The organism is Monoglobus pectinilyticus (assembly GCF_002874775.1).
Lineage (GTDB): Bacteria > Bacillota > Clostridia > Monoglobales > Monoglobaceae > Monoglobus > Monoglobus pectinilyticus.
Genome location: NZ_CP020991.1, coordinates 2,121,691 through 2,142,674, shown reverse-complemented (window position 1 = coordinate 2,142,674; position 20,984 = coordinate 2,121,691). Strand labels below are relative to the sequence as shown.

The window sequence follows — 20,984 nt, the reverse complement described above, 5'->3', positions numbered from 1 at the left end:
GAGCAAAAACATGATAATAGAAAACAATATTTTAAAAAAAGTTTTTTATGAAGATATAGAAAACGGAACAGTAATAATTCCTGACAATGTTACAGAGATAGGCAGTGATGCGTTTGAAGGTCGCAAAAATTTAACATCTATTGACATTCCTAATAACGTTAAATATATTTGGAGCGGCGCATTTGCAGAATGCAACTTTTTAAAATCAGTACACATACCTGATGGGATCACATATATAGATAACTGGACATTCCGACATTGCACAGATTTAGAATATATAAATATTCCTAATAGTGTGAAACGAATCGGTGATTTAACGTTCGACGGTTGCACAAATTTGCAATCACTAATTATTCCTAACGGTGTTACAGAAATTGGAGCATGTGCGTTTTCTAATTGTGAAAATTTAAGTTCAATAAATATCCCAGATAGCATAAAACGCATAGGTGACAGCGCATTTGTTCATTGTGAAAACCTAATAAAAAAAGGAAATTTCAAAGCATGTGATATTATATGCGATGAAAATAAAATAACTTATTCATATCGTGATACGGAGTACGACATAGGCAGACAAATGCCTATTATTGATAATATAAAATGTTTTAGAAGAGGATATCATTATGTTAAAAATCTATACGATGTATTTAATTATTGGCATGGCAATTTAAGTAATATTGCTTTATTTGAGGTTGAACCGGGTGATATTATTGAAAAGGAGTTAATTGATGATATATATGTCACTAATACTATTAAATTGGTAAGACGTATTTCATGGAACGAAGCTTTGAAGATGTAAATAAAAATTAAAAGGAGGATTTATAATGAAAATAGAAAACAATATTTTAATTGAAGTAGACGATGAGGATATAATAAATGGAACATTTGATATTCCAGATAATGTTACCGAAATTAAGAATCATGCTTTTTGGGTTCGCACAAGTTTAGAAAGCATAACAATTCCTGATAGCGTTATCAAAATAGGAGATTGTGCATTTGAAACTTGTTATAATTTAAAAAGCATTAAACTTTCAGAAAACTTAGAAGAAATTGGAGATTATGCTTTTCAATTTTGTGAAAGTCTAGAAAGCATAGTACTTCCTGATAGTATAATCACAATTGGGTATCGTTCTTTCAAAGATTGCGAAAATCTAAAGAAAATTACGTTGCCTGAGGGATTAGCCTTGATAGGCGGTGAAGCGTTTAGAGGTTGTGAGAATCTTGTTAATGTAATACTCCCTGATAGTCTTAATTATATATCAGGCGGTACATTTCGAGAATGTACAAGCTTAAAAAACATAACTATACCTGATTGTATAGAATACATAGGGCGTGGTGCTTTTGAAAATTGTGAAAGTCTAGAAACGATAAACATACCAAAAAAAGTAACATGGATTGGGGATTATGCTTTTCAAGATTGTACAAATCTCAAAAGTATAAAAATTCCCAACGTAACAGTGATAGAACACTGTACATTTAGTGGCTGTATTAGTCTGACTAGTATAGTTATTCCACATAGTGTAATCTCAATAGAATCTTCCGCTTTTAGTGATTGTACTAGTCTGACTAGTGTAACCATGTCAAACGAAACGGAACGGATTGGGGATTATGCTTTTAAAAATTGTTATAATTTACAAACAATAATAATTCCTAATAATATTACCGAAATTGGAGAATATGCTTTTTGGTTTTGTAAAAGATTAGAAAGCATAATAATTCCTGATAGCGTTATCACAATTGGATTCGCCGCTTTTGCGGATTGCACCGGATTAAAAACATTAAAGATTTATAATAGCGAAACAGAGATTAAAAATCGTGTTTTCGCTGGTTGTAAAAATCTTAAAAATGTATCCGTTCCCGACAACATTAAAATCAACACTGACAAATTACCATATTATTGTTATGATTGTTTTAATTGTTTTGATTAATTTCAATATAGTATAGGGGTAGTTTTATGCTACCCCTTTTTTATAATATTTTAAAAAACTATCGACATAACTAATGTAATATTGTATAATAATAACATAATTAATTTTATTGAAAGGAAACTTTAAATGAAAAAATATACAATAGAAGATATTAAAAAATTAGAAAAAAACGAATATGGTATTATTGAATGTCCCAAGGGTGATTACAGCAGTATCAAGTTTAAAAAAGAGATTCTACCCCAAGACGCTATATATGTTTTTGAAGACGGCTGTGCTTTCGGGGACGGTAATGACTTTTCGGGTTATAAATTCAAAAATTATTGTTTTTTTTGCTCAGATAATAACTTTGGTAGTGGCTCAATATTCGGTTGCCATTGTACCTTTGGCAATAATAACACATTTAATAAAAACTGTACATTCGGAAGCAATTGTTCAGCTGGCGCTAATTGCACAATTGACAATAAGCCTGTGGATAATGAGTTTTTTCTACAGATTAATAAATATTTAGAAGATTTTGACAATTTTGAATGGGATTTTGAAGAACCATGTAAATCAGAATCTATAATATTTATGGTAGACCAAAATATTATAGAAAAAGAATTAATTCCAAAAATAGAAACGGAATTAAAATATTGGGATTATATAGACAAATCCTACGAAAACTCATTAGATAATTTTGTAAAAATAATTCTAAAAAAATTATCTATTCCATATAAAACACTAGATAAAAAATATAATCCGAAAATAAGACTTGACCAAAAGATATTTATATTTCAATTATGCGATTTTAATAGTCCGGATAATGTGCAATCAATTTCAAGTCTTGAAATATTTTGCGAAAGTTATGCAAAATACCATTCGGATAAAACAATAGGTGATATAGTATTAAAACACCTTGACAGCGATGTTTTTGGACATAGATTTATAAATAGTAATATATTACATGAATTTATAAATAACAATATATTATTCATAAATGGAAAGGATACAATTACGGAAAATTATTTTGAAGAAAACCGCAAAGCATTACAAAAAATATATGATTATAGCCAATAATATGTATATTAAAAAAATAATTAGTTAGTGAGACATGTATATCATGTCTCACATTTATTTTGTTCAATTTACATAAAATAAATGCGATATTTTTGTGCAGTATTTTCAAAATAAAACATTGACATTACACGCATTGCGTGCTATAATATAGACATACCAAAAGAAAGGAGGTAAAAAATTGTGGGATATAATTGAGAAGGTAGCCAAAATCTTAGCTTCAATCCTCGCTGGAATTTATAGCATGATAAAGATTATTGACTACCTCGAAAAGAAAAAGTAATACTTTTTCAAAAGGATTTGGGAGCTAAAGGCTCCCTCATCCTTACTAAATTTTATCACACAAAAACAATATGGTCAAGTTTTTAAAGAACAATTTACAAAGTATTTTTACTGTTATTTTAATGATATTATTCATTTCTGATACTAATTTTAAAAATATTAAAATTATAGACTATATTATTATAATTATGTCAGCAATAACACTGACATTTACTATCATAGAAATAATTTTAAGAAATAAGAAATAATAATTCATTAAAAGACAAAAAGGAGTGATTATAATAAATATAAAGGAGACCCGAAAAAAAGTAGGGCTATCACAAGTAGAAGCTGAAAAATATATTGGCGTTCCTCATCGCACATGGCAAGATTGGGAGCTCGGGAAAAGAACCCCTCCTGACTATGTCGAACGTTTAATAATTGAAAAGTTACTAAGATACAAAAGCGAAGATAAAAAGTAGACAAAAAATGAAGCTTTAATTTGTGCAATATTTTCAAAATAAAACATTGACATTGCACGCATCGCGTGCTATAATATAAGTAAGATAAAGAAATAAATAAATCTTAAGGAGATATTGAAATGTATAATAAAATATTTAAAACAACAATGAAAGTTTTCGGCAAAGAACAGGAAGTAACGATAAAAGTAAAACATAACGGTTTCGGGGAAGTATATGATTGTGAAGGATATTATGTTGGTTCGCTTAATGTTTACAAAACATTATTAATTTGTAATAAATAAAAAATTAAATTTTTTATGGTAATATTTATCTAATTGAAAAATAGGGCGGAGCTATTAAAAGCCTCGCCCTATTTTTCGTTTAATTACTTCCCATAAACCCCGGCGCGGTCGTTAATTATTAACATTCTCATCAAGTCATAAGTAAGCCCCAGCTTGCCCTCTTCATCACCTTTTAAAAATCCCTTGTCAACCAACTTTTGTATTGTCGGTCTAGCCCATTCCGGCATATTGTCGTCCACGTAATCATAAATTACAGATTTTGCAGTGTTTCTCAATTCTTCAAGTTCTGTTCCCATTTGGTTAATTATGTCATTCTGACGGTCGTTTTCTGCCTTTAATTCTTCATATTCTCTGCTCATTAGTTCGTCCTCGCTTTCCAATTTATATTCTATTCCTAAATAGTCGCATATACCTTTATATATCGCAACCGCACATTTATATTTTCCGTCCTCACTTGCTAAAAATCTGTTATCGTCATAATTGTCTATAAATGCAGTTTCTACCAGTATAGCAGGCATGTTCGTGTGTCTTATAACCGCAAAATTAGCGGATTTGACACCTCTGTTATACCTTTCCGTCTCCGCGGCCATATGCGGCTGTACGCACTCAGCTAACGCCCTGCCCTGAGTACTGCCTGTACAGTAATATGTCTCACAGCCATACGCTTTTGTATTTGCCGCATTGCAATGAATTGAGACAAATATATCGGCGTTCCAGCTATTGGCGGCGTTGTACCTACCTGCAAGACTGGCGTTTAACTCATGCGCTACCGTATCAGTTATATTTTCACGGCTCATTTTTACCGTTTGTCCGCTGTTAATCAGCATATTTCTAAGTAATACTCCAATTTGCACAGATACGTCTTGTTCTTTTAGTCCGTAACCTACGGCTCCCGTATCGTTTCCGGTTGGGTTGTGCCCTGGGTCTATGTATATCTTTGCCATTTTAATTATTCCTTTCTTTTATATTTTCTTTATATTCGTCTGCTTTTATAGCCGCCTGCGAAAAACTGTTATTCTTCCACCACGCTACAGCAGACGCACTAACTGTAAATATTATACTGACAATCTGATATATATCATCGTCCGCTATATTAAGCACCTGCTTACCGCTCATCGCTAATACCTGATTTGCCAGTGCCAGCAATAATACTATGGTTCTTGCTATTGTTCCGGCTGTTATGTTATTACTCATGTTCTTTTACCTCCTTTATTTTAATAAATTTGTAATTGCGAACCCTACAAATCCGCTTATAGTCGCCGTTATTAGTGCTGTAATTATAACCGTTAGAATCTGTGACGGTCGTCCGGCTATAACGTCTATTTTTTCTTTAACATCGGAAATATCTTCTTTTAGATATTTTGTTTCAACTGCCAAAGATTTAACCGATTGGGTCAGCTCCTCAATGTTGTCTATCCTGTGGTGAGCAGACTTAACGGAGGATTCAACCGCCGTCAGCCGCTCTCTGATTGCCGCTTCATTTTCGTCCATGTTCTGCCCTCCTAATTAGTTTTATAATATTCAATAGTTATTGTTTTCCCGGCAGTAATTCCTTTTGTGTACAAAAATAGGTATTCCGTGCCTGATTCTAACGTAAAATCACCCTCAAACGTATATATTGCGCTTGCGGCGTTAAACGTGCCTGTTGGCGCGATAAACATAACCGTGCCATTTTTATCATCTACATTATTAACTGCTGTTTTAAGCTGAAAAGTACAAGCATATTCGGCTTTCTCCACTGTTGCCCGAAAACGATACGCACCGGCTGATAAAGGAATACTGTACCATGTTCGTTCGATAGCTTCTGATTCAGAGGTGTGCTCTATTAATGTGCTGTAATTGCTTCCTATATGCAATGTTGCAATATCTGACGTTAGTGTTTCTCCTATACCGCTTGTCACGATACATCTGTATTTGCGTAAATTATGATATTGTTCCGCTATAAATTGCAATATGCTTGATGTGCCGTCTGCACAATTAGTCCATGTACCAACAGGGTTGTCGCCTCTCACATCAAGCCACTGCCATTTATAAGTCAAGCCTGTACCTTTTGCTATTATTGACATATTTGCAGTTTCGCCAACTTCTGTTGTTACATCTTGCGGCTGTTGTGTAATTTCTGCGGCTTCTGCCGCCGCTATCGCTGTTACTGTTAATGTGCAACTAAGTCCTTTATATTTTATATGATACGTATTTTCGCCCTCTGACAACGTTAAATCCGTTTCTTCTACAGCATAATCGGTTACAATGTTTTCTTTCCCGCTTGTCATCGTCACAGTTACTGTTATAAGCGACTTATCCAATGTGTCACCTGCTATGTTTTGTGTTTTTCCGTAACTTGCCGATATGCTTGCTTCCGTGTCCTCAAATAATCCTAATGCGGTAGCCCTTTGCACTATATATCTTACAGTATCATCGTCAGGCTTGCATTTTGTGTCACCATTTGGCATGACCCGGAACATATTGTCGCCATCGCCTGCGTAATACACCGGAGCCTTGAGCCTTGCGGCTTTAGAAAACGTTTCTATACGCATTTTTTTACTTATGGCATAATCAATAATATATCCCAATGTATCAGCACTGGGTTGATTTGCATTTGCGTGAGTGCATAATATAAGCCATTGCTTATTGGCAATGGCTGTGTCAATTTGAGATTTAGCACTTGCTAAACTTGTTGAACCGCTCTGCAATGTGTATCTTGATATTGCCATAGGCTCATTTATTTCATCATTTAGTCCCGTATCCCCACTAATCAACGTCATTCCATATTTGGCGTATCGTTTTGCAACCCTTTTTTTGATTGCTTGAGCCGTACCCCATGGATATACCATACAGTTATAATCAAGTCCATTTTCTCGAAACAATCTATCAGCGTCACCGAATTGATGTTCAAGTTGTTCTTCGTTTAAATTTTCGCCTGTTCGAAACACTTTAACATCATGACTATATGTGTGACTTTGCATATCAAATCCATCGTGAACAAGTTCTTTTATTTGTGTCCAGCTTAAAGCCTCGTAAGGGTCGCCGCTTGTCGTTGTACCTATTGGTGTTTCTGCTCTGCAAGCAACTACCGCAAAACTGCACCTAACACCCTTATCCTTATATATCGGTACAAAATTATTTAAAAACTCTATAGACCCATCATCGTCAACTATAGTAAGAACCGCTCCGTTATATACCTCATTGCCTATATTGTTACTATCATTCAGGTGATGATTGTATGTATTATTAATTTGTGTTTGGAGTTCCGTATTAGCAGTAGTGATTTTCGCACTGCTCCACGTGGTCTCTGATGAGGTTTCGGAATCATTTATAGCTGTTATATCTGCTCCGTCTTTGCCGTCTGCTCCGTTTATTCCGTCTTTGCCCGGCTGACCTTTTAGGCTTTCTAACCATTCACTTTCAGTTCCGTTAAATCCATTCTCTACGGCTATTTCATAAGCTGATTTTCCGTTTTTTTCTGTTCCTCCACCGCTATTATCTAATCTATCTAATATTTGCTCATATACGTTTTGTGTTGGTTCAGGTGGTGTTTCTCCCTCACAATATCCACTCTTTATAACAGATACTTTGCATGTGTTAGTTGTTATTCGCATTCCGTTATTCGTGCCATATGCAGATAAATTAAATCCAGGACTTTTTATAACTTCATGCGGCACAATCGCTATTTCGTTTTCATCCAAAAGAACATTATAGCTATATCCATCATATAAAAAAACAACTGTCTTTTTAGTGCCTTTCCATTCATCAGAAAAATTAAAACGGACAGCCAAATATTTTATGCTGTCCGCCACTATTAAATTTCTGCTGGTTCTGCGTAAAATTTGCGAATCAACTTTATAATCAATTATCATAATTATTCATTCTCCAACGCCTTAATTTTTTCTGCCTGCTTTTCCGTCAATACTCCGAGTGATATATAACGCATAAGCTGACTATTGGTTACATATCCTTTTTCGTATCTGTTTTTAATCTTTTCATACATTGCTTTCACCCCCTCCCAAAAGTTGTAATTCGAGGTCTGTTATGTATTGTCCCTGTTCGATTAATTCTAACTCTAAATCAGTCTGAGCCTGACCCAATGTTTTAATTTCATTAAGCAGATTTGCATTGTTAAGACGGGATTTTTCCAAAAGATATTTTATATATTCTGTTTCCCCCATTTCATAAGCCTGAATAATTTCTGTATCAAACGAGAACTCTTTACCGTCAAGCCAAATACAGTCTGATACATCAAGAGGAACAATCTCAGCTGGCAAGTCGCTGAGTTGCTGATGTAGTTCCAATGACTGATTAGTTTCAACCTCGTCCAAATGATAAAATTCAAGTTTTGTACCATTCTCATTTGTTACAACCGTTTTATATTTGCATATATGGCAAATACCATTTATTAGTCTGTATTCCATTTTAGACACCTCACTTTTTTAAATATGTAACTTTTAAATTAGGCAAACTTGAATCTGCTGCTATATCTCCAAATGTACCTTCGACATTATCAATATATATGTTAGTTAAATTTCCACACATAGAAAATGCGTTAGTGGCAAGAGATGTACAAGCATTAGGTATAAAGACCGTTTTAAGTCCATAACTAGCCCAAAAGCCTTGACTTTTAATTGTCTTGACTTTTGGCATGATTATTGTTGTCATGCCTGAATTATCGTCTATCGAACGTGATTCAACTGTTTCAAGATTTGGTGCATAAACAATTCCTTTTAATTTATTATCAGGATTATTATTGTCAGAGTATTGATATATTTGAGTTACAGTATCAGAAATAACGGTAATAGTGTTACCCAGCATTTCGAGTAATGGAACTATGTTAATCCCAGTATTAGCAAGCATTTGTATCAGCATTATCAAGCTATTATTTTGTTCCGTTATTTTTGATAGTAATTCAGTTGTGTTATTTTCCGCTTCATTGTCTAATTCATTAATTGCTTCAACGATGTTTGACCGATTAGTAGTATATAATCGGCTCAACCTGCCAACATCTTTCAAATAATATTCATCGTCTGTGGTATCATATCTAACTATTTTATATTTTCTAAATTGCAGACTTTCACTTTCGCTGTTACTGCCTTCGCATATTTGCACAGCATTTTGAGCCAAACTTTCCGCTACATCTCCTATTGCAACGGAATCAATCCCGGAAGCAATTGACCCATGTCCAATCGCCACACTGTCATTTGCCCCTTCTGCTCCTGCGCCAATTGCTATTCCATATTCTCCGGTGGAGCCTATACCACTTCCTATTGATATACTTCCGAGTTTTCCGGCCTCCGCTCCTCCGGCTATAAATCCGTTATTTGTAACTTTATCCGCTTTTTTTGATATTGACGTTATCAACTCATTTATCGCTGTAACGATATTTGTTTTAGCCGTTGTAGTAAGATTTGATAAATTGCCTATCTTTTGTTCTATGTTTGATATATTAGACATTGTTGCTATCGGAGAGAAATTACCCCAATTCGCCGGAACACCTAACACACCCAAACGGACCGAGACTTGATTTTCATGAAATAAAACTTGCATTACTACTGTTTCCTTTGTATCTTCTGCCGTATTAGTAGAGGAGACATCAAAAACAAAAAGCGTAAAATCTCCCTTTTGCTTCATGGACTGATTATTCCATATTCCTTTATAAAAACCTGGACTTATTCGTGTATTAAATACGCTTTCGGTGCCGTTCAGTGTCCCTATATCTTCTATTTCTGTTTTTGTATTTAAAACAGTGTCAATTTTATCAAAATTGTTATTAAAATCCATAATGTTATAAACATCTGTTAATGACGGTTTTTTTAAACCGTATATTTTTGTAGTTGTAGCCATGTCTAACCTCCCAAAACATTTTCTTTCAGCGCATAATGTGTAAATCTACCTAAATAATCATGCGTATATAATCCTAAAGTCTCATAGGTGTTATATAACAGCTTGACATCTATAATCATATTAAGCGGCACCATTTTTTCAATCATTTTTATAATTTCTGCTAATTGGTTTTTTCTGCTCAATGACAATCTGACCGTAACTTTATAATTTTTTACATCTATACTAACAGTAACATTTCCTTTGCCTACAAGCATTTCTAATCTTTCCAGCATTGTTATTTCCGTGTATGGCGTATCTCCAAAATATATAGACTTTATTCTAAATCTTCTGTCTTCTAACGTATCAGTTTCACGCATAGATATTTTTAATATGTCTTCCCAGCGTTTACACCCTTGCTCATTTAAAAAATTAAAGAAAAAGTTATTTAATAACTTTTCAATTTCTTTTTCGAGAAGCAAAAATTCAACGTCATACGTTTTGCATAATTCGGCAAAATCAATTATGTCATGAAAGAATTCAGGCAAATATTTTAATGTGTATATTTTCCCCATATTTTCACCTACTCCGTTATATATACCGCAGACACATTTTTAATATACGTTTCTATATCATTGGTATGTTGTGGATTGTCAGAAAGCTGTATATTAAGATATAATGAAGACGGGTCAACAGTTGACGGGAATCCCGTAACAATATGTTCTCTATTATTATATATACAAGTGAAATTCTGACGTGTAGTAAAATCAATTTTAAATTCTACAGTTACCCAATTTCCCAAAACTTTTTCATTTGCTATGTGCACCTTATCCACACCGTCGCTCGTCTTAGCACTACCGCCAATAATTTTTATTTCAGTTGTATTTGGTTCATAACCGCTTAACCGTCCGTATGTATATGTGTTTCCACCGTCGCTGTTTTTAATGATTTTATTACCGCTCAAATCAATATAGAAATTACCTAATCCCCTACTGTTTTCAGGCTGAAAAAGTTCAAACGAGACAGTTAAATATCCCGTTGCCTCTATGAAATCTGTTGGCTTTTTATCAAGAAGTCTAGCTATATCATAAGACCAACCGTTTCCATATACGTCTGAGCCGCATAAAAACTTAACAGCATTTCCGTTTCCTGATGGGTCTTTTGATATTTTGGCTTCTACCCCTGCATTTAACGACAACGGCTCCCAACCTGTAGAGCAATTAGAGACAAGTTTGCCGTCAGGCACCGAAAAATTATTTGTAGTCGCGTTCTCTCCATAAGGATATAATTTTATATCAACAACGTCTAAAACCCCATTCAAATTCAAAATTCTTTGTTCTATTTGTGTCATTCTAACGACTATATTATCAGGGTCTATATCTCCCCATGATTCGTTTAATTCAGCAAAATAATCTGATATAGTATTTTGATAACTTTCAGTTATATCGTTCCAGGTATAACCCTCTTGATACTCAATTTTGGAAATAACCTCTATTCCAACCGTTTCTACAGCTGATACAGTAACTCTATGTCCTATTGGTGCCATTCCAAAACCGTTGCCGCTGTTAACAACCGGGTCAATTAACGTTTGCACACTGCCAACCAACTCGTGAGACGGCTCGTTATATTCGCTGTCGCAGATAATAACGCCAACAGTACCGCCGCCTGATGGCGTTCTTATCAATCGGCAAGCTCCTACACCATTTATAGACCTGATATATCTCTTGTAGTCAGCACGGTTGCCGCCAAAAGGTGGGTTTAAAATAGTATCAAAATATCTGTTCCTAAATTTTTCCGTAGTCTCTGTGTCTGTACCATAAGTAGCAATGCCAACAATTTTAGCAACAGTTAATCCTTCTATGTCGGTTATGGGTATTAAGTTTCCGGTTTGATTGCCTTTACTCCCGGTTGTTTCACACATCATCAAATAATAATATAACCGTGCATTGTCCCCATCCCATTTGGGACTTTCAGACATTACTATATAATTTAATTCGCTGTCTTGTAAGCTGAATCGTGTTCCCTCAGGTATTTTCTTGTTAAATTCACCCCTAACAATGGCATAAGTGGCTTCATTCAGAGATAAATTTTTTATTTTTGCATGTCTCTTCAAATATTCTATGCTTGCGGTATCGGGAAAGGCTTCTTTTTCTATTGCTTGTAACATAAGATATATTTTTGCAAATTCCAAACTTGCCGGGGCTACAGCGTTATAAATCAATGAGCCTTGTCTTTTATCAATTTTGCTCGGCACTCTTTGCAACATTCTATTTGTTATATCTCCAAAATCATAGTTGCTAGTAATCATGCTTCTATCACCTCATTTATGTAGAGCGTATCTGATATTTTGTTCTTCACCGCAAAACTAACATCGTATTTGCCTCTTTCTATATGGTTAATTTTAAAATCTATAATGTCCGTTATCCTATCATCTTGTAATAATGCTTCACGTATTCTACATTGCAGTTCAGGCACAACAAAATCTTTTCTCATACCGTATAGAGGGTCAATATCTGTAGCATAATCCCAACTATATATTGGATAACGATACCTTTGAGTTAGTAAAATTAAGTGTATTGATTGCTGTAACGCTTTTACGCCGTCAATTGACCCAGCTATACGTTTGTTTTCCCAATCTATTTCATATGTTTTAGAGGGGTATATAACTACTTTAGTCTCAATAATTTTTTCTCTAGGCGTAGATATAACTGGTAACATTACACAACCCCCAATACAACATGTCTTTGACCGCCCTGCATTTTAAGCAGTGCAACTTTGTCTCCTACCTTTAGGCTGTTATCAATTTCTATTGTGTGTCTATGCGGCGGACTACCGCTGCTTGTAGTTGTATATGTTTTTTTATCAAAACATAGCGGTAGTATTATAAGACTTCCGCTTATAGGTTTTTCGTATCCAACATCTATTTGTAACGGCTCAGCAGAAACAACCGTCCCAAACACAGCGTTAGCCGGAACTGTTTCTTTAACAGCCTGAACGGCAACACGTTTTACCGCCCTTGTAAATTCTGTTATATCAATCATATAAATTGACCTCCTACTAAATGTAAATCCATAAAATGCTCTCCATTTTTAAATGTGTGTTTTGCACTAAAACATTCCATCCACTTTTTTTGAATTATGTCCCCTAAATTAAGCTCAACATATACCTGAGTTCCTCCTCTTACCGTTACATCTCCTAACGCTCCTTTTATATCAAGTTTTCTTATTTTATTAGTAGTAATTTTTATAATTTCCTCAGCTTTTTTTACTCCGTCTTCCCCCTCATCAAGGGTACTGCAATATTGCAGTACACCAAATTTAGGATATTCGGCAGACTTATCTCTGATATATACTTCTCTTGTACCTGTTTGGTCGTTGTCATAATATAGCTTAACTCTTGTATATGTACCCTCATTTATGGTTGTTGTATAATCAAAATCCTGGGCGGTAAAATCACATACAACATAATTTTTTTTGTACCAAAACTTAGGAGCCAAAACTAAAGAGCCAAAATTATCCCACAATAAAAAACGATAGCCGCCTTGTGCTACCGTATAATCTAAAGCATTTTCGATTATTTGAAAAACCTGAACATTGTCACAAACTGTAAGCGGTAACTTAATTCCGGTGTCTTCAAGTTGGCCATATGCTATTTTATAATCATTACAAATAGATTTTACTATTTCTGTAGCTGTACAGCCCTCAAATACAAAACAGTCACTATTCTTAAAATATCTTGTCTGGTCATAAGCAGTTACTTTTATATGATGTTGTTTTGTTCGTTGTTTTTGAAATATAAAACCGTAAAATGCAGGAGCACCCTTATATTTAAATATAACCTGGTCGCCCTCCTCAAAAGATATATACGCATCCTTGATAATAGTAAATTCAAGCTGTGCCGGACTTCCGTACGCTTCTGTTTCCCACGTTATTTCATCAACTACAACCGGTTTATATATAACTCCTTCTGCTCCTGATATATATAACTCTATATTATTTTGATTTAACATTTTTTTGCTGTTAAGAGGATTTTCTCTAAAATCTACACTGGCGCCTATATATGACATAGTCTGTATTGATGTTATACTTTTACCGCTATTGCTGTCAGCGACACCGCCCGTTCCGTCAAATCCAATAGCATATTCGGGATAATTAAAATAGTTTCCTAGATTGATAACTTTTAAAACCCCACCATTTGACGACGGGTTTTCATGCAATGGATTAGCTGACCAATTTGTCAAAAATTCAACAACAATTTGACCGTTTTCATGTCCCCATTTATTAGCCGGATTATTGTCCCAGTCTTCATATGTTTGACTTTTTTCATCACCTATTACAGCATTTATAACCCTACCGTCGGCACAATAAATATCTACATAATCACCAATATCCCCGAATGTGCTTGTCATTGCTACAACATAACGCTTGCCGACAAATCCATATCCCTCACCGTCAAAACTGTATTCATTGCGCTGTTTTGAAACGGTTATCAATTTCTTTTGCGCAGAATCAGAATTCCATGCAGAATATCCATGTTCCTCCCGGTTCCACGTTTCATATGTATATATTTTTCCAAGACCGCCGGGCAACTCAATAACTATTTCACGTTGCGGAGCTAAGGGAGCAGCACCAACACTAGAACCGTTAAAAGGCGGTGTCACATAACAATAATCTGAAACATTGCGGGTATTAGAAGCAACACTATTACTAGAGTTTCCCTCCACACTTGAGAAACTTCCATTTGCGGCGTCCGTTCTTACTATTCCTATATGTGAAGCCCAATCAACCCCGTTATAATCTTTTAAAAACAAATCCCCGATTTTTGGTGAATAGCCACTTCCTTTACCGTGAAATGTACCTTTTCCCTCATTTTCTGCCATGTATGCAAAAGCCGCCGCTGCGCCTTGAGTTCCATAAACACTGATTCCGGCTGTTTTTAAGCACCAAGAAACAAAATATGCACACCACGCTTGCCCGGTACTGTCATACTCTTTGTATACACCGCTATTTTCAGTGTATCCTATTTCCTTTTCTGCGATTTCTACTAACTGTTTTGCCGTAGCCAGTTTTGTTCACCTCTTTTTTCAATAAAAAAGACACCCTCTAAGGTGTCTTGAAAAATATTTATTTATAGTATATATTATAAGTAAAGTTTATCTATATTATTTTGAGCCTCTTTTATTATATCTTCTGGACTTTTACCGGGAGAAGTCGAAACAAAAACCTTTTCATAATCAGGAGAATTATTTATAGTAATATAATTACCGTTTTTTGATAGCACTATATCACTTTTTTTATACATTAAAATAGGAAACTTTTCTTGATATACAAACAAGTCATTTTCAAGGTATCTTCTACTAAACCCAATACTCATTAATAATTCTATATATGAATTAATTTGTTTTTCATTATATACATATTCATACGTAATAACACTGCTGTTAGAAACTAATTGTTTTTCGGTGTAATCAATGATTGATTCTAAATTATTTATCCCATATTTTAAACCAGAATATGCTCCATAATCAGGAGCCCAACTATTATTTCCATAATCATAATATATAATATCGTCTGGCTCTTCCCCTGAATACTCACTTGAAGTAGATACAAGAGAATCAAAACCATAAAATTTTACTGGAATAATATTGTTAAATATCGACCACCAATTTAATTCTCCAACATTTTCATTGTTAATTATATAACCAATATCTTCATGATGATAGCCACTTAAAGTTGTATTAAATTTACTCTTTCCAACAATAGTGGTAAAAACAAAATCATCAGCTGAATTCTCCCTATGTTTAAATATCCCATATTTATTATCATACATAGCTAAAGTACATGTTTCGGAACCAGCACTATAAGGAATAATAGAAGGAGTTATAAGTTCGGTAACCCTATTATTATCTATAGTTAAAATACCTAACCCATTATTAGGATAGTTCTTTGATGAAAACGCTAAATCTTGCACCCCGTCGTTATTAACATCAGTCATATAATATAATAAATCATTTACACTAATATATTCAGTTGTATCACCTGCCGGATGATTAAGAACTTCAATCTTTTCAACATTATTTAAATAATCACAATATATTTTCTTTTCATCTATTTTTAATTGTTCCGGTTGCTTATTCTCCTCTGAATACCCTTTTGACGTATCAATAATTACATTATCATTTTGAAAATCAACATTGAACTTATTCGTTGCCTGCGCTATATCTCTTAATTTAAAATAGCTATAACCGTCAATATTATAACCCTGTATCTGTTTTTGCTCTCCGTTAACATATATCGAATATGGATTATCGTATATTTGATTTACCGCATACACTCCAACTAAGCCACTTATAATTACTCCAACCAATAATCCGCAAACAAATTTTTTCAAAAAATTACCTCCCATATAATATATTGTAATTAATATATCATATGAGGAAAATATTGTCAATTACATTTATCATAACGGGATATAGTTTTCAGGTGTAGGACAATCTTTTCCGAAAATACCAGCTCGGGCAAAAATACAAATTTGACGTATCATGTCATCAGTCAACCCAAGTTCTCCGCTATCGTCTCCTTTTAAAATTAAAAATCCATTGTCAATTAAATATTCAATGGTTCCTATAGCATAAGACGGGAAATTTTTATCTATGTAATTGTATACCATTCGGCTTTCTATTTCAGACAATAATTCCTCGTTCTTCTGTATTTCGGCAAGAACTGCCTTTGCCCTGTCTTTGGCGTTATCTATGGCTGTATATGGTGTCTTATATTTATCAGGCACGTTCCCGCTTGTGTAATCCTGGTCTACCCAATATGCTATAGCCTCCGCTATATTGTCAGCTATAGCATTCCTTGTCTCTTCGTTGTATAATAATCTAGCGTCATTTGCATTATTTATTCGTCCTACGTGAGCCGTAACACCGCACATTATTTTTTCATTTTCATTTATTGGCAGATACCTTGTCAGCGTTATAGGTATTTTATATTCAGGCATATCAGTATTTTTCACAACTGTATTAAGTATAGTATCAGCTAAACTATAGCTCCATGCGTTCCACGTATCGTTATCAATACCCGGTGCATTTCTCTTTTCATAGTGACAGCTTATACCTCTTTCTGTACTGGTCTCTTTATTCCCGGACGGTTCAGAGCCTATCCCCAAATAAATGTAATAAGGTGTCTGCTCTCCTCCATCGTCCCATAGCTTTTCACTCTCATTCAGACGTATACGCAAGCTCTCCCACATATCTTCACTTTTCGTAGTTTCTTTTGTTTCCCGGCTTAAATGAGTTTCAAAAGATGAATATTTCTGTGAGTTCATAAATGTGTAATTATCAAGTGTTTCAGAAACTCTTTTTGCCACAAACCAGTTCATGTCTTGTTCACGCACTCCAAAATATGAAGCTCCTGCATTATTGCCGCTGTAATCTCTCAGAGGGTCAATGTACACTCTGCAAACACTCATATTAATCCCCCCAGTCTTTTTCATCTTCAGGGGTAGGACAGTCATTACCAAAAGCACCGGAACGGGCAAGAGCCGCTAAAATTCTAAGCATATCATCAGTTAAACCGAGTTCTCCGCTGTCATCTCCTTTTAACCAACCCTTATAATTTAAAAATCTTACTATTGGCCGAAATTCTTTCGGCATATTCTTATCAACATAGTTATATATCATATAACTGCTCATAGCGTTTAATCTGTTTTGATGTCCCATAACAGTCTGCATTATACTTTCGTATTGTGTCACTGTTAATCCCTCCTCAGTTATCTTGTTTACGTCTTCAACCTGTAACTTATTATCGCCAACATTGTTATTGGCGTTGTATTCATCGATATTCCCGAAACTGTCGTCAGTAAGTCGTATAGACATACCGGGGAATATCTGTGGTGGAGATACTCCCCTTTTTGCACATTCAGCATCTATGTTTTCTTTATTTATAGCGTATAGATAATCAATCAAATTTTGGTCTGCCCGTCCAAATTCTCTCATAGCTATAGTGGCTAAAGTGTCACCGTCTTTCACATCTACAACCCTGTTTATTCGCTTATCTGTACCCCGGACAATAGTATAATGCAATCCGTCTTCATCTTGCATAACGGTAGCGGTTGAATACTGTCTATATTTTTTAAAATTCAATTCGACTTTTACGTCTTGACCGTTAGTCGCTTCCTCGGTAACTGTATAATCTTCGAGTGTCACAGTTTCGTTCGTGTAATATGTATCTTCACCGCTAGGGAGTTCTCTATAAATATCAAGTTGGAACGGTAATAATTCGCTTTTTAAATATGCAAATAATTCTAAATAATGTAAAGGCGGAAGAAAACCATCTTCATAATTAGCGTATGGACGTTCTGTACACGGTAATTCAACCTCAAATGAAAACTCTTTCAATCCCGCTTTTTTAATAATATTTATTTCTCCGTCATCAACTAGTTCATACGTCTCATTTTTATTTACGATTTTAGTTGTAAAGGATGACGGCGGCACTGGTAATTTTGTTCCTGCCACAAAAAAAGAATAAGCCATTATGCTAATACCCCTTTCCACACAATTTCTGCGTTTTCTTCCATTCCTCTTGATAATTTCTTAATAAGATTATCAGTGCTCTCGCCATTTTGAACAACAATATCATTCTTTTGGGTTACAGTAACAGGAGCGTGAATATATGTACTGTTAGTAGTATTACTAGCTATAGTCTCACGCATTGCGCTGAAATCTTTTTTTCCTGAATAGTCCAGATTTGCTTTAAGGTCAGGCATTGAATTAGCCGTAACCACTGCACCCATATTAAGTGATGTGTTTTTGATAGCGTTTATTTGGTCTGCAAGTCCAAGATTAAATCCCTCAAATGTAAAGTTACCGAGTTCACGCATTACCTTTGACGGTGAATTTATGTTAAAGAATTGTTTTATAGCCCCAACCGCTTTTTCTCCCAACTCCTTAATCTTACTTGTAACACCGTTTATTTTATCCGCAATACCCATTATAAGACCGTCTATCATTTCATGTCCTTTTTGTAAAAATTTATCTTTCAAACCACTAAGATAATTAAGTATTTCCGTAAACTTGTCTTTGACATTGTTATATATTTCAACAACCTTATTTCTTACAGCTGAGAATATGCTGTTCCAGATACTAGAAACAGTGCTGAATATACTGCTTAATACGCCCGAAATTGCATTATATATACTGTTCCATATGCTCGACACTGCATCCCATATTGAGGACAATACGCCTGAGACGGCACTGTATATACTGTTCCATATGCTTGTTATAATGTTCCATATAGAGATTAGCACCCCTGAAACGGCGTTATATATTACGTTCCACACATTACTTATTACGTGAAATATTCCCTGCATTATGGTTGAAATTATTGTCCATATTATAGTGAATATCGTACTGATTAAATTCCATATAGCCATAACTATTGGAGAAATAGTATTCCATATAGCACCCCAAAATGTAGAAACAACAGTATACATACTGTTCCAAATGCCGACAAAAAAATTTTTTATCGTTGTAAATATCGAAACAATATTATTCCACAGACCTGTTACGCTGGAAACAATACTATTCCATATTCCTTTGAAGAAATCTGTAACATTCCCCCAAGCACTTTTAACACCTTCCCAGCAAGCACTTGCCGCATCTTTTATTTCGTTCCAATGTTCGACGACTAAAACTATCCCAGCCACTAATAAGGCTACAACTGCTATGATAGCCAAAACAATCCAGATTACCGGATTGGCATATGAAGCAATATTAAAAGCCCACATAGCTACAGTCATTGCACCAATAGCAACAGAAAGCCCAATAAAAGCCGCCTTAACTATATCTTGATGGTCTAATACCCATGTTATGACGTTCATAATTACATCACTGACCGTCACCATTGCTTCAGCTATTTTACCTATGTATTCTTCCAGCTTTCCGTTATTTGCAAGCTCGTTTATTTTTTCAAGAACTGGCTGAAACGCTTGCATAGCTCTATTTTTAAAATTTGTCCACAACTGACTAAATGTTAATGGCATACTAGCAAATTTAGCGTTTGTTTCATCAGCACACCCTAATAGTGCATTTTTTACCGTTTCAGCTGTTATTTGTCCTTCTGCTGCCATATCTCTGATGCGCCCTATTGGCACACCCATATAATTCGCTATACTTTGAATCAATGTAGGCGCTTGTTCAAATATACTGCGTAGTTCATCTCCCCTAAGAACCCCAGATGATAGTGCCTGTGTTAATTGCAATGTTGCATTTTTTGTTTCCTCCGCACTCGCACCGGATATAACGAATTGTTTATTCACTTGTTCAGCAAAATCAACGATTTGTGCAGTGTTTTCAAATGCGTCTTTTGCATTTAGTCCGAGTTTGGATACTAGGTCAGCCGTATCTTGATATGAACCTCTGGACTTTTGGGCAGAATCAAAAATTCTATCTTGCAATTCTTTAGTGCTTTGAAGTCCATCATTCATTAAATCAAGCCGAGCCTTTGTTTGAGACATGGTATCAGATAAGTTGATAATTTGTTTTACTCCCATAACAGAGCCTACAGCCGCCGCTACTTTTCCTAACACACCAACCATACCATTACCAGAAGAGGAACTTTCTTTCATTGATGTTGCAAGTTGTTTAAATTTAGATATACCAGTAGTTGTTGCGCTTACAATTTTATTTTTTACGTTCGATAGGCTTGTCACAAGACCTCTTAATCCTTGAATAGATTGAGTTGTGGCTGTAGAAAATCTTTTGGTTGAGTTTACAGCTGAATTCATAGAGCTTGAAACTCTGGATATGTTAGCTGATGATTGACCAATAGTCTTAACAGCATTTCCGGCAGATGTTGACGCTGTGTTCAACTTTTTAGCGCCCTTTTCTGCTCCGCTCAATACCGTTTTTACATTTGTTAATTCAGAACGTGCAGCGGCAATTGACTTTGTATCTACAAGATTTCCAGGCATATTCTGCATTCTCTCAAATCCGGAAATAAGAAGATTCATAGCATTATACATTGATTTAATAGGTGCGGTAACTTTATCCTGTATTTCTATTGCTGTTTTCATTGTTTTTCCTATAATAACCACCCCCTATTTCTTTTTACTGTTCTTTTTATTAATCTTTTTTATCTCCTCCTGATTTATCTCAATACACGCCGCAATGAAAG

21 protein-coding genes are annotated in these 20,984 nt (G+C 34.8%); 5 read left to right on the top strand and 16 right to left on the bottom strand.

The features are described 5' to 3' along the window. Positions 1-10: 10 nt before the first annotated feature. The 5 genes from B9O19_RS09020 (at position 11) to B9O19_RS11735 (ending at position 4,002) form a co-directional block, all read left to right on the top strand. Positions 11-796, top strand: coding sequence for a leucine-rich repeat domain-containing protein (locus B9O19_RS09020; protein WP_102366110.1), 786 nt, complete (start codon positions 11-13; stop codon positions 794-796). Between the two features lie 25 nt (positions 797-821). After that, positions 822-1,925 (top strand): leucine-rich repeat domain-containing protein, encoded by a 1,104-nt coding sequence (locus B9O19_RS09015; protein ID WP_102366109.1) that lies wholly within the window; start codon positions 822-824, stop codon positions 1,923-1,925. Positions 1,926-2,051: 126 nt separating this feature from the next. After that, a complete protein-coding gene (locus B9O19_RS09010) occupies positions 2,052-2,981 on the top strand; it encodes a hypothetical protein (protein WP_102366108.1) in 930 nt (309 codons plus the stop codon). Between the two features lie 551 nt (positions 2,982-3,532). Next, entirely contained in the window at positions 3,533-3,721 is a 189-nt protein-coding gene (locus B9O19_RS12295) for a helix-turn-helix domain-containing protein (protein WP_281254326.1), read from the top strand. Positions 3,722-3,840: 119 nt separating this feature from the next. Continuing rightward, positions 3,841-4,002, top strand: coding sequence for a hypothetical protein (locus B9O19_RS11735; protein ID WP_158648968.1), 162 nt, complete (start codon positions 3,841-3,843; stop codon positions 4,000-4,002). An 83-nt stretch (positions 4,003-4,085) separates the two neighbouring features. Here B9O19_RS11735 and B9O19_RS09000 read toward each other — a convergent pair whose 3' ends face one another. The 16 genes from B9O19_RS09000 to B9O19_RS08925 form a co-directional block, all read right to left on the bottom strand. After that, positions 4,086-4,946 (bottom strand): N-acetylmuramoyl-L-alanine amidase family protein, encoded by an 861-nt coding sequence (locus tag B9O19_RS09000; protein WP_102366106.1) that lies wholly within the window; start codon positions 4,944-4,946, stop codon positions 4,086-4,088. Between the two features lies 1 nt (position 4,947). Then, positions 4,948-5,196, bottom strand: coding sequence for a phage holin (locus B9O19_RS08995; RefSeq protein ID WP_102366105.1), 249 nt, complete (start codon positions 5,194-5,196; stop codon positions 4,948-4,950). A 15-nt stretch (positions 5,197-5,211) separates the two neighbouring features. Next, on the bottom strand, positions 5,212-5,493 hold the full coding sequence (locus tag B9O19_RS08990) for a hypothetical protein (protein ID WP_102366104.1): 282 nt from the start codon (positions 5,491-5,493) through the stop codon (positions 5,212-5,214). A gap of 11 nt (positions 5,494-5,504) precedes the next feature. Next, positions 5,505-7,856 carry a polysaccharide deacetylase family protein gene (locus B9O19_RS08985; RefSeq protein ID WP_102366103.1) on the bottom strand — a complete coding sequence of 784 codons (2,352 nt, stop codon included), beginning with the start codon at positions 7,854-7,856 and terminating at the stop codon, positions 5,505-5,507. Positions 7,857-7,858: 2 nt separating this feature from the next. Further along, positions 7,859-7,987 (bottom strand): XkdX family protein, encoded by a 129-nt coding sequence (locus B9O19_RS08980; protein ID WP_102364929.1) that lies wholly within the window; start codon positions 7,985-7,987, stop codon positions 7,859-7,861. After that, on the bottom strand, positions 7,980-8,408 hold the full coding sequence (locus B9O19_RS08975) for a hypothetical protein (RefSeq protein WP_102364930.1): 429 nt from the start codon (positions 8,406-8,408) through the stop codon (positions 7,980-7,982). The genes B9O19_RS08980 and B9O19_RS08975 overlap by 8 nt, the downstream gene beginning before the upstream one ends. 10 nt (positions 8,409-8,418) lie before the next feature. Continuing rightward, positions 8,419-9,834 (bottom strand): leucine-rich repeat protein, encoded by a 1,416-nt coding sequence (locus B9O19_RS08970; protein WP_102366102.1) that lies wholly within the window; start codon positions 9,832-9,834, stop codon positions 8,419-8,421. A 2-nt stretch (positions 9,835-9,836) separates the two neighbouring features. Continuing rightward, a complete protein-coding gene (locus B9O19_RS08965; RefSeq protein ID WP_102366101.1) occupies positions 9,837-10,385 on the bottom strand; it encodes a putative phage tail protein in 549 nt (182 codons plus the stop codon). An 8-nt stretch (positions 10,386-10,393) separates the two neighbouring features. Next, a complete protein-coding gene (locus tag B9O19_RS08960; protein WP_102366100.1) occupies positions 10,394-12,118 on the bottom strand; it encodes a baseplate J/gp47 family protein in 1,725 nt (574 codons plus the stop codon). Then, the gene (locus B9O19_RS08955) at positions 12,115-12,528 is read right to left on the bottom strand and encodes a DUF2634 domain-containing protein (RefSeq protein WP_102366099.1); all 414 of its coding nucleotides are present in this window, start codon (positions 12,526-12,528) and stop codon (positions 12,115-12,117) included. Before B9O19_RS08955 ends, B9O19_RS08960 begins: the two co-directional genes overlap by 4 nt. Continuing rightward, the gene (locus tag B9O19_RS08950) at positions 12,528-12,851 is read right to left on the bottom strand and encodes a DUF2577 domain-containing protein (RefSeq protein WP_102366098.1); all 324 of its coding nucleotides are present in this window, start codon (positions 12,849-12,851) and stop codon (positions 12,528-12,530) included. The genes B9O19_RS08955 and B9O19_RS08950 overlap by 1 nt, the downstream gene beginning before the upstream one ends. Next, on the bottom strand, positions 12,848-14,833 hold the full coding sequence (locus B9O19_RS08945) for a CHAP domain-containing protein (RefSeq protein ID WP_281254354.1): 1,986 nt from the start codon (positions 14,831-14,833) through the stop codon (positions 12,848-12,850). The genes B9O19_RS08950 and B9O19_RS08945 overlap by 4 nt, the downstream gene beginning before the upstream one ends. A 116-nt stretch (positions 14,834-14,949) precedes the next feature. Next, on the bottom strand, positions 14,950-16,200 hold the full coding sequence (locus B9O19_RS08940) for a hypothetical protein (RefSeq protein WP_102366096.1): 1,251 nt from the start codon (positions 16,198-16,200) through the stop codon (positions 14,950-14,952). 69 nt (positions 16,201-16,269) lie between these two features. Beyond that, positions 16,270-17,280 (bottom strand): N-acetylmuramoyl-L-alanine amidase, encoded by a 1,011-nt coding sequence (locus tag B9O19_RS08935; RefSeq protein WP_158648967.1) that lies wholly within the window; start codon positions 17,278-17,280, stop codon positions 16,270-16,272. A 1-nt stretch (position 17,281) separates the two neighbouring features. Continuing rightward, the gene (locus B9O19_RS08930; RefSeq protein WP_102366094.1) at positions 17,282-18,343 is read right to left on the bottom strand and encodes a LysM peptidoglycan-binding domain-containing protein; all 1,062 of its coding nucleotides are present in this window, start codon (positions 18,341-18,343) and stop codon (positions 17,282-17,284) included. Next, positions 18,343-20,883: a tape measure protein gene (locus tag B9O19_RS08925; protein WP_102366093.1), complete on the bottom strand. Its 2,541-nt coding sequence runs from the start codon at positions 20,881-20,883 to the stop codon at positions 18,343-18,345. The genes B9O19_RS08930 and B9O19_RS08925 overlap by 1 nt, the downstream gene beginning before the upstream one ends. Positions 20,884-20,984 lie beyond the last annotated feature (101 nt).

Excerpts from the sequence above, each read along its gene's own strand:
- B9O19_RS08955 (WP_102366099.1), bottom strand. The coding sequence starts at position 12,528 with ATGTTACCAGTTATATCTACGCCTAGAGAAAAAATTATTGAGACTAAA.
- B9O19_RS08980 (WP_102364929.1), bottom strand. The coding sequence starts at position 7,987 with ATGTATGAAAAGATTAAAAACAGATACGAAAAAGGATATGTAACCAAT.
- B9O19_RS08935 (WP_158648967.1), bottom strand. The coding sequence starts at position 17,280 with ATGAGTGTTTGCAGAGTGTACATTGACCCTCTGAGAGATTACAGCGGC.
- B9O19_RS08925 (WP_102366093.1), bottom strand. The coding sequence starts at position 20,883 with ATGAAAACAGCAATAGAAATACAGGATAAAGTTACCGCACCTATTAAA.
- B9O19_RS09015 (WP_102366109.1), top strand. The coding sequence starts at position 822 with ATGAAAATAGAAAACAATATTTTAATTGAAGTAGACGATGAGGATATA.
- B9O19_RS08950 (WP_102366098.1), bottom strand. The coding sequence starts at position 12,851 with ATGATTGATATAACAGAATTTACAAGGGCGGTAAAACGTGTTGCCGTT.
- B9O19_RS08985 (WP_102366103.1), bottom strand. The coding sequence starts at position 7,856 with ATGATAATTGATTATAAAGTTGATTCGCAAATTTTACGCAGAACCAGC.
- B9O19_RS08965 (WP_102366101.1), bottom strand. The coding sequence starts at position 10,385 with ATGGGGAAAATATACACATTAAAATATTTGCCTGAATTCTTTCATGAC.
- B9O19_RS08975 (WP_102364930.1), bottom strand. The coding sequence starts at position 8,408 with ATGGAATACAGACTAATAAATGGTATTTGCCATATATGCAAATATAAA.
- B9O19_RS08970 (WP_102366102.1), bottom strand. The coding sequence starts at position 9,834 with ATGGCTACAACTACAAAAATATACGGTTTAAAAAAACCGTCATTAACA.
- B9O19_RS11735 (WP_158648968.1), top strand. The coding sequence starts at position 3,841 with ATGTATAATAAAATATTTAAAACAACAATGAAAGTTTTCGGCAAAGAA.
- B9O19_RS09000 (WP_102366106.1), bottom strand. The coding sequence starts at position 4,946 with ATGGCAAAGATATACATAGACCCAGGGCACAACCCAACCGGAAACGAT.
- B9O19_RS08960 (WP_102366100.1), bottom strand. The coding sequence starts at position 12,118 with ATGATTACTAGCAACTATGATTTTGGAGATATAACAAATAGAATGTTG.
- B9O19_RS08995 (WP_102366105.1), bottom strand. The coding sequence starts at position 5,196 with ATGAGTAATAACATAACAGCCGGAACAATAGCAAGAACCATAGTATTA.
- B9O19_RS08930 (WP_102366094.1), bottom strand. The coding sequence starts at position 18,343 with ATGGCTTATTCTTTTTTTGTGGCAGGAACAAAATTACCAGTGCCGCCG.
- B9O19_RS09010 (WP_102366108.1), top strand. The coding sequence starts at position 2,052 with ATGAAAAAATATACAATAGAAGATATTAAAAAATTAGAAAAAAACGAA.
- B9O19_RS09020 (WP_102366110.1), top strand. The coding sequence starts at position 11 with ATGATAATAGAAAACAATATTTTAAAAAAAGTTTTTTATGAAGATATA.
- B9O19_RS08990 (WP_102366104.1), bottom strand. The coding sequence starts at position 5,493 with ATGGACGAAAATGAAGCGGCAATCAGAGAGCGGCTGACGGCGGTTGAA.